Below are 15,747 nucleotides of genomic sequence, written 5' to 3'. Positions count from 1 at the left end.
GTGGCCCCAAATCCATGGCGAGGGAGCTTGCTCCGATAAGTATCGATATCTACACAACTTCGTCGCAGCCGACCGTAACCACGATGCGAAGCGAGCCGCTCTTGATCTTGCTCTGCTTTTGATCTTAGGCGCCCCGTTAAACCACGCTGGCCGGAATTCGACAGGGATTTGGGGGGTAAACCGGCAGGGATGCCGGTTTAGCCGCCCCGCGCCATGGATGGCGCGTGGCGGCGGCCCCCCAAATCCCTGTCGGATTACGGGCACACCGAGCCTGAGCGAGGTGCCGAGTGGTGGGGCAAGAGCGTTTTGGTTACTTTTGCGCTTTTCAAAAGTGACCCGCTGTAAGAGCGGAACCATAAGTGGCCGTTACCGCAGCAATGGATATGTACTCGGTCTGATCCAGCATCCTGGTCGGCCCGGAGGCCGCCATCGGGAGCAAGCCCCCTCCCACAGGGCAATCAATGCATCTTGCTATGGTCCATCTGGCTGTGATCCATGCCGTCCAGGCCCCGGGCATTGGCCGTCACCTCAACGGCCTGCTTTTCACCCTTGGCATTCTGCACCACAAGGGTCAGCGGCACCTGGTCGCCTTCCTTGATCTGGCCGGTCAGGCCCATCAGCATGACGTGATAGCCGTTGGGGTCGAGCTTGACGGATTTACCCGCCGGCAGGGCCACCGAGTCCACCGGGCCCATGCGCATCACGTCGTCCTTCATGCTCATCTCATGGATCTGCACGTCCTTGGCTATCGGCGAGGCCACGCTGAGCAATTGGCTGTCGCTGTCGGCGGTGAGGGTCATGAAGGCACCGCTGGACGGCTGGCCCGGTACGGAGGCGCGCACCCAGGCGTCGGTCACTTGCACCTGGGCGCTGGCGTGGGCGGCGAGGCCGAGCAGGGTAAGGCCGAAGGCAAAGCGTTTCAGGTATTGAGCGGTAGTCATTAGCAGACCTCCATGACGGTGAGCAGGTCTTCTGCGCACTCTTGAGCGGTGAGGGATGCCTGCAAGCCAAGGCGCAGGTTGCCACGGGTGTCGAACACGAAGCTGGTGGCGGTGTGGGACAGGGTGTAGGTGTCGCCGGCGGGGATCTTTTCATAAAAGATCCCGAACTCCTTGGCGGCCACAGCGATTTCTTCCGGGGTGCCGTAGAGGGCTTCGAAGCTGGGGTCGAAGGCCTTGACGTACTTGTCGAGAATCTCGGGGGTGTCGCGTTCCGGGTCCAGGGTGATGAACACCACCTGCATGATCTTGCCGTCGCGGCCCATCAGCTTCTTGGCCTGGGCGGCGCGTGCCAGGGCGGTCGGGCAGACCGCTGGGCACTGGGTGAAGCCGAAGAACACCACCGGCATCAGGCCACGGTACGAGCTCAGGGTGACGGTTTCGCCGTCGGTGTTCTTGAGCTTGAAGGTGCGGCCCATGATCTTGTCACTGAGGTCCTTGCCGTACTTGAAGTTCAGCTTGGGGGTGTAGTCACAGCCGCCCAGCAGGCTGCCCAGGCCCAACAGGCCCATGCCGGTCAGCACTTTGCGGCGGGTGAATAACGTACTCATCAACTATGCATCCTGTGAAACGCCTGCGAAGCAATGGAGCTGCCTCACCAGGCTTGGAAAAGGAGTAACGAGAAGGGTGCAGAGTCTATCAACCCTGGCCACTGCGCGTAATCTGCGACGTTCTGCCACAGGGGCGCACCGCACTTCATCCTTTTGCGGCTTCGGTGGTAGAGTCGCCGCCATGAAATTGCGCCACTCTGACCGTTCGCTGATCGCCTGGGCCCTGTACTTCTGCGTGCTGATGAACCTGTTCGCCTGCGGTTTGGGGCACGGTCAGATGATGGGCCAGCAGCTCAACGGCATCGGTGGGCTGTTCTGTTCAGTGGAAGGTGGCCAGTTGCCAATTTCCGATAAAGGGTTGGCTGACCCGAGTTCCAGCAACATCTCGAACTACTTTGCCTGCCCGGTCTGCAACGCCATTACCGTCGCTATCGTATTCCTGATCGGCCTGGCCTGGCTGCTTGGCCTCGGGCAAACCCCGCGCCCGGGCCATGAGCGTCGCAACAAGGCGCCGCCGCGTTATTCCTGGCCCTCGGCCAACCCCCGCGCTTCCCCCGCATTCTGACGTATGCCTTGGGCCTCCTGAGACCAGGGGGCATTCTGTCGTCACGATTATGGGTGCGATCCATGAATCAACTATTGCCTGCAGGCGCCAGCCGCCTGGTCAGCAAGGCGTCCCGTCGCCTGTGCGCGGAGCCCGCGCTGCCCGACTACCCGAGTAATGCCCGTTGCTTTGTGCACCTGGATGCACGCCTGTTGCCCCATTGGCACACCTTGTTCGATATCTGCCCGGCATTGCTCAAGCTTGACCCGCCGGAGGGGCTGAACCTGTTTCGCAGCTTTATGACCTGGGCCTATCGCCATCGGCCGCCGTTGGATTGGACCTACCATCTGAACGTCTGCCGCTGGCTGCTGGGCTCGATGTACCGTGCGCAAATAGATAACGAGCCGATAGAAACCTTCATGGCTGCCGCGGCGGCGTGCTGGGTGACGACCGATCAAAGCCAGGCCCAGGGCGTGGTTCTGGCCTGGCAAGACGCACGGATTGTTGATTGGAAGGGCAGGCCGCTGGCTGATATCGAACGCCAGGTGTTGCCTGCCCCGGCAGGGGATTTTGCCTGGTGCCCGTTGACCCGCCAGGCTGGCTTCAGCGGTTGGCAACCGGTGCCTTGAAGTGCTGGTCGAACTATGACGGGAGGCGACCTAAGAAACGCGAACTTTTTGTAGGATGAAACTGTTTTTTCATACTGCTGATGGGAGCGGTATTTTTTTACCCGCAAGAGTGCGATGTTCACGTTCGACGCCAAAAACACAAGAGGCTGCGATGAAGAAGATGTTCGAGACAACCCCTTTGCCCAGTGATCACTACGATGTTGTCAGTCGGGCACTGCACGGGTTGATGGCCCTGGTTTTCACCTGGATCTATTGCACGGCGGTGGCCCACTACCTGGCTTCCGACTCTACGGTGGACAAACTGCTGTGGCCCTATCACAAGCCCACAGGGTTGTTATTGCTGGTGCTGCTGATACTGCGGGCCAGCTGGAACCTGTTGCACCGGCACCATCGCCCCCCAAGCGTGAACCGCTGGTCATCGATCGGGCATGGCGCGCTCTATGCGCTGATGTTGCTGATCCCCGTGATCGGGCTGCTGCGCCAGTACGGCTCCGGTCGCGAATTTTCGGCGTTTGGCCTGACGATCATGGAGGGCCTGGAAGGCGAAAAGGTGCAGTGGATGATTGATCTGGGCCGCGACTTCCACAGCGAACTGGGGTGGACGATGCTGGTATTGATTGTCGGGCATATCGGCGCGGTGCTTGTGCATTCGCTGCGAGGCGAGCCTCAGGTATTGCGACGCATGTTTGGTCGTAGGGCTTGAAGCGCTGACGAGAGATTCGGAAGACCCGCACGCGTCACAGCGTGGTGCGCTGCCATGCGACCCTGGAGCGGATGACTAGGCTTTGTGAACCATTGGTTTTCAGGTTTATCCGCTTATGTCTTCCTTGCACCAAAACACCCCGTCACTGACGGTTTTCGACCCGCGAGGGTTGACCGTGCGTAGCGTGGCTTACCACCGCAACACGCTACAACAGCAACCTCTGGAGTATGTCACGCGCCAGGTATTCGGCGCCCGGGGCTTCCTGCAGCAACAATGGGACCCCAGGCTGTCTGACCTGCACGGCCTTGACGACGCTGTGCCGCCCAATCTGTCCAATCGCCATAGCCTCACCGGGCTAGCCCTGAGTACCGATAGCGTGGATGCCGGTAGCCAGGTCATGCTGCCTGGCAGCGCTGGTCAGGTCGTGCAGCAATGGGACAGCCGTGGCGCCCGGCAGCGGTTTGAATACGATCAGTTGCTACGCCCCGTGGCGGTGTTTGAGCGTGCTGCAGACGAAGCGGCAGAGCGCTGCGTGGAGCGCATGACCTACGCCGGCATGACGTCTCGGGAGGCGGCACGTAATCGCTGTGGCCGCTTGATCCGCCACGATGATCCAGCCGGTACGCTGTTCTTCGATCATTACAACGTACAGGGCAGCGTCACGGTGCAAACCCGGCGTTTGCGCGCACAATACACTGCGTCCGACTGGCCGCTGGCGGAGAGTGAACGCGACGCACACTTGCAGGCTGAGGCATTCACGACCACCTGGCGGTACGGCGCGCTGGGCCAGGTGCTGGAACAGGTCGATGCCCTCGGCAATCGTCAGCAATCGCGTTACGGCGTAGACGGCTTGTTGACCCACAGCGAAATAGTCTTCAAGAGCGGAGCGCGCAAGACCTTGGTGGATCAGCGCACCTTCAACGCCTCGGCGCAGGTGTTGGTCGAACGCACGGGCAATGGTGTCGTCAGCGTGGCCGAGTACGCCGATACCGATGGCCGTTTGATGCGCTTGAGCGCCCACCTCAAAAACACGCCGGGCAGGCTCCTGCAAGACCTTTCATACCGCTACGACCGGGTCGGCAACGTGCTGCGCATCCACGACGCGACGCAGCCGACGCGGTGGGCGACTAACGTTCAGGTGGCGGCGGTCAGTACGTTCGAGTACGACAGCCTGTCACGATTGATCAAGGCCACTGGCCGGGAAAACTCCCGTAGCGCCGGCACATCCGCGCTGCCGGGCAGGGTCGTGTTCGGGGCCACGGACGACAATCTCTGGCGCAACTACACCCGACACTACGCCTACGACCCGGCCGGCAACCTGACGCAGATGCGCCATGTTCCTTCCTCCGGCAGCGGCTTTACCCAGCACATGCACGCAGGTGAACACAGTAACCACAGCGTGATCGAGCGGGAGGGGGCGACGGCGCCCGGCCTGGGCAATCGCTTTGATCAGGCCGGCAATCTCAAGGAACTGGCGCGTGGGCAGGCGCTGACCTGGAATGTGCGCAACCAATTGGTTCGTGTTGCGCAAGTGCTGCGTGACAGCGGCGAACATGACGATGAGGTCTATGTGTACGACGGCGCCGGCCAGCGGGTCAGCAAACGCCGAGTGGCACACACCGGCTCACAGACCCATACCCATGAAGTGCTGTATCTACCGGGCCTGGAGCTGCATCGCCAGGGCACCTCGGGTGAATGGCGCAATGTGCTGCTTGCTCAGGCCGGGCGCACTGCGGTCAGAGGGTTGCAATGGCAACAGGGGCGCCCCGAGGGCATGGTGGACGAGCAACTGCGCTTCAGCCTCTGCGATCACCTGGGCAGCAGTACTCTGGAGCTTGACGAAAAAGCGGCCTTGCTCATCCAGGAAAGTTATTACCCGTTCGGCGCGACCGCCTGGTGGGCCGCGAAGAATGCGCTTGAAGCAAGCTATAAAACCCGGCGTTACTCGGGCAAGGAGCGCGACGCCAGCGGCTTGTATTACTACGGGTTCAGGTATTACGCACCCTGGTTGATGCGGTGGATAAGTGCAGACCCGGCGGGGGATGTGGATGGGTTGAACCTGTACGCCATGGTAGGGAACAACCCTGTCGGCTATGTGGATGACAATGGCTTGCAGCGCAATCCCCTGGTTGAAGTGGTCATCATCATTATCATGGCGGTGTTGGCTGGGTCATCCATGAGCTTGGACGCAAGCCAAGCCGCGCAGATAGCTGTCGCGGGATTCATGATGGCAGTTGTGGGCGCAACGTTGTGGGCTCGCCAGCAGGCAAGAGTTGACAGGAGCTGGGAAAACGAGCGCAGTGCAGTTTATCGAGAAATGGCCATGGAAAATGCCCGGGATATATTGCAAGGGGCCAACCCCACCGAGGAGGAGATCACTGCGTTTGCGGATTTTCTTCATCAGTTCCGAGTGAACAAATCCGACAGTGGGAGCTACGCCTACGGATTGATACCTGACGATTACGGTGGCATTTACGCCTACACCGGACCCGGTCATCGCAAGCACGCGGCTTTGAAAGCTGCCAAATCACACAAAAACCCGGATCGGGAGTTAAAAAGACTGGGATTTGAAGCGATGACGGTGCGCCCTCCGCAACATGAAAGGGTTGGCCCATTGCCGGCAGCCGGGCTGACAGCTACCGAAGTCCACCCGCTGACAAAGGCTGCAAGTGCGGGGCGACGAGGTTATGGCGAAGCGGGCGCCGTTTCAGCGCCCGAACCTGCGGCAGTTGCTCCTGCGCCGGGTCCACAGAACCCGGTCATCGATGTCGAAGACATCATGAATGAGTTGCGAGGAGCGCAAGGTGACATCGTCAGGGGCGTCCTGAACGATCTTATCGAGGGGCGAGTGGCCTTTTCTTCAGGGCACTCCGTTCGTGGAGTGCGTAACACCCGCAGTTTCGATTTGCCGTTGTATCGCGGGCATCGGGGTCGCGGCGCCTACCGGTTATTGATTGCGCATGTGAGCGGGCCTAACTATCGGGCAGTCGGTGTGAGAGATATTCATCGTCGCTGAGGCAAGCAGTACATCAGGCCCTGGAGCGCGGGCCCTTGAAGGCCCGGCTCTTTGGGTGGCAATCGTCAGTCAGGGGCGTGAGTGTCGTTTTCGTCTTCGCTGATGCTGTACCAGACACAATACGTTTGGCGACGCGTGTCGCCATTGGCGTTGAGGGTAAGTACCGGGCGTCCAAGTGCGTCGTGAACGTGTCGTTCGCTGGGGCGCGAGGCATTGAACGCCTTATCGTCGATGTACCCGGAACGGTCGGCGAAGTAAGGCCGCCAGGTCCGCGCCACGCCCCCCCGGTTGTCGTATTCGACGCGCCCACTGATGCGCCAGCGGCGAGTGGCTTCGACTTGATCGGCACCCTCGCTTAACGTTCCGGCGGGGTCGACCGCAAACGCGGGGCCTGATTGTGCTTGCTCCTGGGTTTGCCGCACGCGACCAAAACCATCACTGAAGGCGAGGGCGACGTGGATCTGCCGATCGGCCTCACCTGGCGTTCCCTGCCAGTGGTCGTCATGCAGCACCACGGCGTGCACCGGCACTCGACGGGCAGTCTTGATCAGGCTTAAAAGCGTTTGATGATGGGGCTGCCGGCTGGGCAGGTGGTTGATGCGCGCCAGCGCTGAGGCTCGAATGTGCCCGCTGGGTAGCAGGTAACCGCTGCTCACCCAGTGCGCCTGCACACTGGCAGCCGGGATGCGGCCCATCCAACTGAACACGTCATAAAAGCAGGCGCTCTGGGCATTGTGAAGGGCCGTGGCAGGATCGGCCAGCGCCTGCGTCGGGCCGCTGTCGAGGGCGCGGGTGACGGATTGCCAGTTGTCATAGCCGACAGGCTTGCCCTGTTCCTCACCCGCAAGGCCAGTGGCAATCAGATGTCCGCGGGCATCGTATTGCGCGTACTGCCGGGTGCGCTGTGCGTCGGTGACTGTCACCGGCAGGCCGATCCGGTAGTCGTAGTCGGCCTGGGTCGAGCAGCCGTCCGCTGACTGAACTTTGATCACGTGTAGCCAGTAGGCGTCGTATTCGGTCTGCGTCGCGGCGTGGCTCATGCTGGCCTGGTGGCGACGAGGCCGATAGAACCCATCAGGTTGCGCGTAACGAGTGTAGCCGCGGCCGACCGACCAAAGTGTCATTGCATCGTCCTGCCCTGCAATCGCCGAGAGAAACGCGGACATCGGGCGATAATGCTGTTCGGTCAAGGTGGCGGTGATCTGTGGGTCTTGATAGACGCTCAATGCCGGCGCATCGAGTTCGGCGACTTCGACGTAAGCGGGCAAAGCCTGGAAACTCGCGGTTCCGGGCGGTAACGGCGTGGTGTGCTCCGCCAGGCAATAGTGCTGCACCGACAGCCCGCCGAGTTGGCGCTGGTCACCCGGCCTCAAGGGGTTGGACGCGTCCTCGGCGACGAATTGTTCATAGCCGATCTGCCCGTGCGGCCATGCTTGCCTGGGTAGCGTCAGTACGTTGCTGCGCTGCTGGTAAGGCAGTTGCAGGCGCCAGCGTTGCGGTGCGTCCAGGTGAATGAAGCGGGCGAGGGTTTCGTTGAGGTAGTAAGCCTGTTGTGCCGGGTCGTGCGCTGCGCGCCACCACTGCTGCTCATGGGGTTGGCCGGACGGCGCGGCGTCAGTGGCGCTCTTGCGGCGGGCATAATCGACCACCACGCTGTGCACAAGGCTGGCGTAGGTGTCCCAGCGCAGATTCAACAGGTGCCGACAGCGCGGATCATCCTGCTGGCGCTCGTAGTGACAGGTGATCGACTCCAGCAGCAAAGGCAGCAGTGTCGCCGGTTCGCCAGCCTTTCGCGACGGGCTTATAAGGCGTACCAGATAACGTTGTTGCTGCACCGAGTAGGGCACGCCGTTCGGCGGTTTATCGGCGGCGGCGTAGACCTCCTCGCGCAACAGGCTACCGGCCAGCGCACGCCGCACTTGATGCCAGGTCGATGCCTGCGGGTTGGCAATCAGGGTGTCCAGAGTGCGCCCGGTCTCCAACTGGCCCAGCAGGGTCGGCCCCACCACAGGCGCATGTCGATCCCCTGCATAAAACCCCTCTCGCGAAAGCTCAAGTGTATTGAACCAGCGTTTGGTCAGTACTCCCGATGCGGTATTGGCGGACGGCGGCATATCGGTTTCCAGCACCAGGCCGAAGCCGATGAACCGGCGCTCAACGCTGTCGTGACAGGCTTCACGGTAGCGAAAATACTGGGTCAGCCGATTGCCGCTGACCTGGTCTGTTTGCCGCTGAAGCCGAACCACCGGCACGGGGAAGGGCAGGCTGCTGACTGAGGCTTTCCCCGAGGACGGCCGCTGGTGTTTTTCGTCGAGCCATTCCTGGGCACTGCTGCGATAACTCAGTAGGGTGGCCGCTCCCATGTTGTTGAGGGTGGCCGTCAACAAATAAGGTTTTCGACGGACAAAGTCGAAGCGCCAATGCCGGGGTTTGATGTGCGGTACGCTCAGGATCAGGCTGGAACAGCCCAGGCCTTGAAGGTCGGCGAAACTGACCTGACACGTCGCGTCGTGGAGCACGCCGTCTGGCCAGGGCAACGTCACAGGCGGCATCAGCCCGCTGCCGGCGCGGTTCATGAGAATCAGCAGTTGTTCAGGCTGCAGGTAAATCAGGTCCACCGCGCCTGAACCGTCGAGGTCAGCCAGGCGGATATTGGCGGCGTCGAAGCTGGCGTAGTCGAACGGCAATGCCGCAAACACGAATCCCTTGCCGAAGCGTCCGCGGCCCAGGTTTGGCCAGCATCTGATTTCATTATGGCGAATACGCACCAAGTGCTGTTGACCGCTGCCTAACGGGTCGCAGAAGGCGACCAGCTCGGTCGATGTATGGCTGAGCGTGGGCAGACCCTCGTCGGCGTGCTCGTAGGGCACTTGGAGGCCGGCGCCATACCCCTCGCTCTGGTGATGGGCATACAAACGCACGCTGTGATTGCCGATCAACGCAAGGTCCAGGCGGCCGCTGCCCATCAGGTCAGCGAATTGCCCGTGGGGATGGAAAAACTCCTGGGGTATCGCCGCGAATGGCGTAAAACTTGACCATTGTCGCTGCGTATCGAGGGTGAAAAAACCGCTCATGCCCGGTTGGGCCACCACCCATTCGAGGTGTCCGTCGCCATTGAGGTCTGCCAGGGCCTGACGAGTGGCCTGGGCAGTGTCTGCGACGGGAATGCGTGGCAGTGCCTGCCATGGCCCATAGGTCACCGCATCGAGGCCGGACACACGCGCAGCCCTGAGCGGTTCGCGGTAATACCAACTTTTGTCGGTACGGTGCAGGATGCCCGGCAGACCGTCGTTGCACAGGTCCACCAGTTGATAGTGTTGCCCATCGTTGACACCCGCCATGCCGTCGAACGGCTGGTAGCGGGCGGGTTCCAGTGCCGGCTTGAAGGCGCTGTAGGCCAGCTCCAGGGGCGGCCAGGCGCTGGCCGTTCCCTGAGCGTCATAAGCCTGGTTGTGCAAGGCATTCAGGCAACTGCCTGCGGCGTGACGGTCGGTGTGTTCCAGCAGCAGTCGCCGGGTCAGCACCGGGTTGGCGCCCATGCTCGGCTCATCCGGAAAGTAATGAAACATCAGGACTTGCCGGCAAAGCCGCTGGGTGCCGAGTTCAAAACCGTAGGCGTAATTGCAGAACGGGTCGCTGCGCGAGAGCCACGGCTGTTGCTCGGCGTAGGTCGGCACCTGGCTCAGCTCGGTGTGGCGTTCGCCATAGTCGAGCAGCAGCTCGAAGTGCCATTGTTTCTCGGCGAGCACATCGGTATTCCAAAGCGTCAAGTGTTCGCGGTGTCGCAGGTTGCCGTAGCACACCCTGGCCAGGTAACGCTGCGCACGGTAATCCCTGGTGGTTGGAGCGCGCTGGTCTTCTGGCTTGTAGTGGTAATAAATCTGCTCTCCCAGGGGATTGAGGCTTTCCTGCAACAGCCATTGGGCCACATGGCGGCTGTCCTCCGGGTCTGCGCAGCGAGCGATCAGGGTTTTGCCGAACAGATGTACGCAGCCATCCGCACCCTGCACCAGCCAGAACCCGGCAGTATCACTTGAGGATGACCAATGTTCGATCCGATCGAACCTGCCCTCGACGATTGGCATATAGCGCACTACCCGATGCGCTTCACCCAGGGGCAGGCCGTTGTACTGGTCGCAAGCGGTGGCGTGAATCTCGCCATGGGCGTCACGCTCCGGGATCAGCTCGACACCTTGGGGGCTGACGAAACTGTCATCTTCGCCGTAGGCCGGGATACCCTTGCGTGTATCACGGCTGATCGCGCCCGCCGACAGTGTCCAGCCGAGTCCGAACGGGCCATTGCCTTGCGAGCTGCGATACCCGAGGCTCAACGCAGGGGCGAAACCGCGTCCGGGCGAAATCGGCAAAGGCACGTCCAGGCACGCCTCGCCCCGTGAGCCGACAGGCCCCCAACTGACGCCAGGGCCCTGGATGGCACCGCCGCCCTTGGGCAGGGCAGGGATTGCCGGCTGCAAAAAATCGGATGACTGCATGCTCATCGCAGGCCTCCGCTGTTCCTGGCGGTGTAACGCAGGTGCACGATGATATCGGTCAAGGATTTGAGCAGGGCCTCTTGCCGCTTATGATTGGGGAAGCTCAGTTGCCAGGTGGAAATGGCGCCGGTGTATTCGAACGGCAGATAACGTTCGTCACCGTCGAAGTTCAAGGTGAACAGGCCGCTGTCGTTGAGCCCGTTGGACAGGGCGATTTCCTGCCTGGCGCGCCAGTCTTTCTTTGCTGCAACCTCGGGTTTATCAGACGTGGGCGCAAGATGCGTGGTATTGCCGGTTTGGGTCAGGATGGCCTTGATGTCTTCGTAGGGCCCCAGGGTGGCAGGCAGGGAGACACTGACGCTTTTGATCCGCCGCAGGTAGTGGCCAGGGTAATCGTCGTCGAACAGCTTGCGGGTCAGTTCAAAGCTCAGCGTACCGTTAGTCAGGAGTTCGGCTTTAAGCGTTGCCCAGGGTTTATCGCCTGTGGCCGAAGCGTCTTGGTCGTGAAGCAGACCCAACGACACGGTTTTGGTGATCTCCAGCAAGCGTTCGTTCTGGGTGGTGTAGGCACTGCTCATGCTCAGCAAATTCTGTTTAAGGGCTTCGCCGGCGCTGAGGCCACGGTATTGGCGAACCCAGAGCCCGGTTTGAATGAAGTGTTTGTTCCACTCCGCGCGTTCCTCTTGCCAGCACGCCTCGGCGGCCAGGCACAGGGACAGGGTGGCGTCATACGCCTGGTAGTAGAACGTCGCAAGCTGGCCGTTGAGCCATTGATAGAGCTGGGCGTTGGTAAAGCGTTTACCCAGTAGGTCATACAAGGTTCGCGCCTGGGTGAACGCGGTTTGGGCCAGGCGCAATTGCAGGCGGGTATGTTGCTCTTGTTCGGTGTAAGCCAGCAGTTGTGCATCGACCTGGGCCAGTTCCAGGCGCGCCTGCTCCAGGGCATTACCCCATTCGGCGGCGCGGCGGGCGAACAGGTCGGAGCGGTCGAGGTGGGCGGCGTTGGCGCGCTGTTCGTTGGCCATGCCTTGGGACATGGCTTGCAGCGCGTGAAAGGCACCTTCGTAACGCACGCCGCCATTGGAGGTGCCGAAAATATTCGGTATCAGCATCGCCAGGCCCGCGCCGGCTTGAGCAACCGCGGCTGCCGTTTCCCAGTGTGCGCTGTCCTGATACGCTTGGGTGGCCTGGGCTTCTGCCGGGCTGATGCCGACCTTGAGTTGCTGCTCTATGAAGGCCACCCGGGCCTCGACGATGCGACGCCCGGCCAGCAGGGCATGCCTGTTTATGGTGTCGACCTGCACGGCCTGGGCTTGTTGCTCGACGGCTAACCTGGCCAGTTCCCAGGCCTGTTGTTGCTGGGATTCTACAAAGTGGGCCTGCTCCTTGCGCTCCCACAGTGACAGCAAGGTCGCTCCCAACTGGATCAGGTTATCCACGGCCTGCAAAGCGTGCCCCAGCACCACCTGGAAGCGATAGTGCCCGGCGTGCGCAGTGCGCAGGGTTGTCTGCACGCTGGCGCCGTCGGTGCCTTGTTGGTAGGCGGCCAGCAACGCCTGGGGTGTCAGCGTGGCGGCGTAGAGCGGCAGGCTCATGGGCTTGCCGGTCAGGTCAAGGTGATGGCGAAGGTTGTACAGGCGCGCCTCGACCTTGTCCCAGCGCATCAGCAGGTCCGGGCTCAGGGATCGGCACAACCGTGCTGTGCCGGCAGGCACCGGCGTCCTGCCAAGTGCCGAGGGACTTTGCAGTTTGTCCAGGGTCGTGGTCACCCAGGGATCAACAGCGTTGAGCGGTGGGCGCGGCCCCAGCAATCCTTTGGTGCGGATGTACCACAGCTTGGCCTCGGCCAGGCTGTCGCGGCTCATTTGCCGGTAGGCCGCGTCACCGCGATTAAGCAGAATATCGACATACAACAGGTACAGCGCCTGGCGAAAATGCACGGGGCTGCTTTTGGCCAGTCGATGAGCACAGAGCAAGGTCTGGCTGGGTGGTGGCGCAGTGTCGGCCAACAGCATCGGCTGACGCCAATGGGCAGACTGATGAGCAGGATCGAAAAGAAACCGTATCCAGACTTCGGCGTCGGCATATTGCTGTTCCAGGTTCAAACGGTGCGCCAACAACCAGGGCAGGTAAAGAAACAGCTCCCAGTAATACGCACCATGGGCACCCTGGAAGTCCAGCAGGCTGTAATTCTTTTCGCCCGCCAGCGGTGGCTCACGCCAGGCGTCCGTTGGCAAGGAGAACAGGTGATGTACGTCGGCTCCTGCAGTTTTTGTCAGCAGGCTCGCAACGCAGGTGTTGGTACGAATGGGCGCGCGTTTGTGCTTAGGCGTAACGCCGTACTCGATGGCGCTGCCGTCGAAATCGATGGCGCTGCTGTCGAAATCGATGGCGCTGCTGTCGAAATCGATGGCGCTGCTGTCGAAATCGATGGCGCTGCCGTCGAAATCGATGAACTCCGCCGTGCCATAAGGCGCCGATGTTAGACGACGAATGCGCGGGGCCAGCGGGATGACAGGAGGATTGCTATGGGTGCCGAGCCTGAATGTGGCAGTTTTCAGCGCATAGCCCAGAATGGTGGGCGAGGGATAGCGCACATCGCTTTCCAGTATCAACACGCCGTGGATAAGGGTCAATGAGGCCGGGGGAGGATTGCCGGTTTCCTCGCCATAAGGCCTCATCGTCTGCGGCGCGAACTCGATCGGCACGTCAAAAAAATGCTTTATGGACAGTTCCGTGAAGGCATCGCGCAGGTTGCGGCGCGAGTGTTCGGCCTGCCCGACCAGCACGGTATTGTTCCTGTTCAGGGTTTCCGGCAAAGCAGCATTGGCTTGTTTCATATACATCAGTACAGGTCTGTACAGACGTTGTTTTTGGTTGAGCGTGACAGTGCCGTGGAATAAGTCGTGCTTATGGTCCGGTGGCGAGCCGTGATCTTCATGGAATGTCAGCGAAACCAGGTAAGCAGAATCCGGTGCGTCGGAAAAATACTCGAAGGCTTCGCGTGAAATGTATGTTCCGTCCAGGTCCAGGGTGACGGAATCTGTGGGGGGGCTGGCATTTTCTTTCGGGGGCAGGGCAAGACTGAACGGTTGATTACTTTCATTGCGAATAAAGTCAGCCTGCTCGACTCCGGTTTTCTGGCATTTGAGGCTCAGCCCTATTTGCACGGAGGACAGTTCAATGAGCACGGCGCTCTTGAGATGGATCTGTGAGGTGGCGCTCAACTTCAGCGTTTCATTTGCCTGGGGCACGCCGTTTGTACTCAAGGTCAGGGTAAACGTGACCAGGTCGTTGTCGTAGTTGAAGATCAGGGTGTGATGCGGCTCGAAACCTTCTGCGAGCCTGGTCGTCACCTCCAGTATCGAGGTCGTGGTATTGAACTTGATATCGGCGCTCGTCAGCGCACGGATCTTGTTCTGATGGCCTTCATAATTCCAGCCGTTGACAGCGCCATGAGGCGCGTCAAGGGTTAAAGCTTCCACGTTTACCTGCGCGGTTTTCGTGGCCCTGAATTGAAACCTGGCATGGTTGTGGTGTGTAAACATGGCCAGGTAGCGCCCCGCCAGTTCCAGATGAGATTCATCGAGCCAAAGGCGCGTCTTGCGGGTGCTGCCGATGCTCTCAAGCCAATGGGTGTTGAAGTGTTCGTCCACACGAATGGCTTGGTAAAAATTTCGATGGGTTGCGTTGTTCTGCGCGGGTGCTGGAGTGTTCGGCTGGGCGAGGAGGCCCAGAAACAGCGACGGTGTGAGGGGGTTCGCGTCGACAACGGCAATCGTATGGGTGGCACTCATCAAGTCCTCTGAACTCAACTCGTCGAGCTCTTTGGCGATGTTGTATTCCTGGATGCACAATTGCGGCGTGCTCCAGCTGTCATCGAGCTTTTTGAACGAGAAGTACAGCCGGAACTGCAGGTAGGTACTCTGTATCCGGGTATCCAGGCGTTGCTGGTATTCCTTGTCGGATTCAACGTCGCCGCGTCCAAACGGGGTGATGTCTTTGGTGGAGGACATCGGATTGATACATTGGGCCCACACCAGGAAAAGACGGCCATTGAAGACCACTGGGCGGATCGTCTGTTCGGGAACATTGTCGTCGATGGACAGATGGATTTTTTTCCATCCCGACCAGACCGCTGGCTTGGGAGCGGTGCCCTCGGCTGGGCGCTCAGGCATAGCCAGCGTGCGCCAGTAATAGGTGTTTTCAGAGCTGGATTTGCCAATGAAGTAATAGGCGCTGCTGGCGAAGCTGTCCCTGTCGCCATCGATATAGCCATTGAGGGTTCTGATATTGGCGAGTTCTTCGAAGCGATTGAGGTAACCGTGAACAGCCTTCAAGAGCGATGCCGGCTCGGTACGGAACTGGTTCAACTCGTCTTCCAGTTGCCTGAAACTGTCGCTCTTGTCGTGGCGCAGGGTGGGGCTCAGGTAACTGGCCGGGTAGTGGCAAAGTTGCTGGTTGGCGCGCCACAGCGAGTAGGTCAGCAAGGTGTCTCGCCATTCGGTCTGCTGGGCATGGCTCATGCCTGTTTCTTCGTAGCCGCGTTCCAGGCCCAGGTAGATGGCGTTGATGTACTGCTGAAGGCTGGCAATCGCACTGGCGATGCGGGTGGTGGGCACCGCGTGGCTGACCTGGGGGTCGAGCAACCAATAGGCGTAGATATCGTCGACGTGCTTGAAGGTGTCGGCCAGTTGCAGTGTCTGCACGGTGGGATCTTCGGGCAGTACGGTGTTCATGTAGAACGCCAGCATCGCGTCGCGCAGCTGTTCGTTGAGGTGTTGGGTGATGGGGGCAGACATGGTCGTTCCTT

The 15,747-nt window shown here is 60.6% G+C and carries 8 protein-coding genes; 4 read left to right on the top strand and 4 right to left on the bottom strand.

What is annotated here, in order from left to right:
* Positions 1–458: 458 nt before the first annotated feature.
* Both PSEBG33_RS11675 and PSEBG33_RS11680 read right to left on the bottom strand, forming a co-directional pair.
* The gene (locus PSEBG33_RS11675) at positions 459–941 is read right to left on the bottom strand and encodes a copper chaperone PCu(A)C (RefSeq protein WP_005788908.1); all 483 of its coding nucleotides are present in this window, start codon (positions 939–941) and stop codon (positions 459–461) included.
* Complete coding sequence (locus PSEBG33_RS11680) at positions 941–1,549, bottom strand: SCO family protein (RefSeq protein WP_005788906.1); 609 nt, start codon at positions 1,547–1,549, stop codon at positions 941–943. Before PSEBG33_RS11680 ends, PSEBG33_RS11675 begins: the two co-directional genes overlap by 1 nt.
* A gap of 181 nt (positions 1,550–1,730) precedes the next feature.
* Here PSEBG33_RS11680 and PSEBG33_RS11685 point away from each other — a divergent pair, with 181 nt between their 5' ends.
* The 4 genes from PSEBG33_RS11685 to PSEBG33_RS11700 all read left to right on the top strand — a co-directional run bounded on the left by PSEBG33_RS11685 (position 1,731) and on the right by PSEBG33_RS11700 (position 6,441).
* On the top strand, positions 1,731–2,114 hold the full coding sequence (locus PSEBG33_RS11685; protein ID WP_005788904.1) for a DUF2946 domain-containing protein: 384 nt from the start codon (positions 1,731–1,733) through the stop codon (positions 2,112–2,114).
* A gap of 62 nt (positions 2,115–2,176) precedes the next feature.
* A complete protein-coding gene (locus PSEBG33_RS11690; protein WP_005788901.1) occupies positions 2,177–2,722 on the top strand; it encodes a putative natural product biosynthesis protein in 546 nt (181 codons plus the stop codon).
* A gap of 151 nt (positions 2,723–2,873) precedes the next feature.
* Positions 2,874–3,425: a cytochrome b gene (locus tag PSEBG33_RS11695; RefSeq protein WP_005788899.1), complete on the top strand. Its 552-nt coding sequence runs from the start codon at positions 2,874–2,876 to the stop codon at positions 3,423–3,425.
* Between the two features lie 115 nt (positions 3,426–3,540).
* A complete protein-coding gene (locus tag PSEBG33_RS11700; protein WP_005788896.1) occupies positions 3,541–6,441 on the top strand; it encodes an RHS repeat-associated core domain-containing protein in 2,901 nt (966 codons plus the stop codon).
* Positions 6,442–6,506: 65 nt separating this feature from the next.
* Here PSEBG33_RS11700 and PSEBG33_RS11705 read toward each other — a convergent pair whose 3' ends face one another.
* Together PSEBG33_RS11705 and PSEBG33_RS11710 are read right to left on the bottom strand one after the other, a co-directional pair.
* The gene (locus PSEBG33_RS11705; RefSeq protein WP_005788895.1) at positions 6,507–10,940 is read right to left on the bottom strand and encodes a SpvB/TcaC N-terminal domain-containing protein; all 4,434 of its coding nucleotides are present in this window, start codon (positions 10,938–10,940) and stop codon (positions 6,507–6,509) included.
* A complete protein-coding gene (locus PSEBG33_RS11710) occupies positions 10,937–15,736 on the bottom strand; it encodes a neuraminidase-like domain-containing protein (protein ID WP_005788893.1) in 4,800 nt (1,599 codons plus the stop codon). Before PSEBG33_RS11710 ends, PSEBG33_RS11705 begins: the two co-directional genes overlap by 4 nt.
* Positions 15,737–15,747 lie beyond the last annotated feature (11 nt).

This window comes from Pseudomonas synxantha BG33R, from assembly GCF_000263715.2.
Classification (GTDB): Bacteria; Pseudomonadota; Gammaproteobacteria; order Pseudomonadales; family Pseudomonadaceae; genus Aquipseudomonas; species Aquipseudomonas synxantha_A.
This window is presented reverse-complemented; position numbering and strand designations above follow the sequence as displayed.

Bases quoted from the DNA above. Each gene is read 5' to 3' on its own strand.
- PSEBG33_RS11675 (WP_005788908.1), bottom strand. From the start codon at position 941: ATGACTACCGCTCAATACCTGAAACGCTTTGCCTTCGGCCTTACCCTG.
- PSEBG33_RS11700 (WP_005788896.1), top strand. From the start codon at position 3,541: ATGTCTTCCTTGCACCAAAACACCCCGTCACTGACGGTTTTCGACCCG.
- PSEBG33_RS11710 (WP_005788893.1), bottom strand. From the start codon at position 15,736: ATGTCTGCCCCCATCACCCAACACCTCAACGAACAGCTGCGCGACGCG.
- PSEBG33_RS11685 (WP_005788904.1), top strand. From the start codon at position 1,731: ATGAAATTGCGCCACTCTGACCGTTCGCTGATCGCCTGGGCCCTGTAC.
- PSEBG33_RS11690 (WP_005788901.1), top strand. From the start codon at position 2,177: ATGAATCAACTATTGCCTGCAGGCGCCAGCCGCCTGGTCAGCAAGGCG.
- PSEBG33_RS11705 (WP_005788895.1), bottom strand. From the start codon at position 10,940: ATGAGCATGCAGTCATCCGATTTTTTGCAGCCGGCAATCCCTGCCCTG.
- PSEBG33_RS11680 (WP_005788906.1), bottom strand. From the start codon at position 1,549: ATGAGTACGTTATTCACCCGCCGCAAAGTGCTGACCGGCATGGGCCTG.
- PSEBG33_RS11695 (WP_005788899.1), top strand. From the start codon at position 2,874: ATGAAGAAGATGTTCGAGACAACCCCTTTGCCCAGTGATCACTACGAT.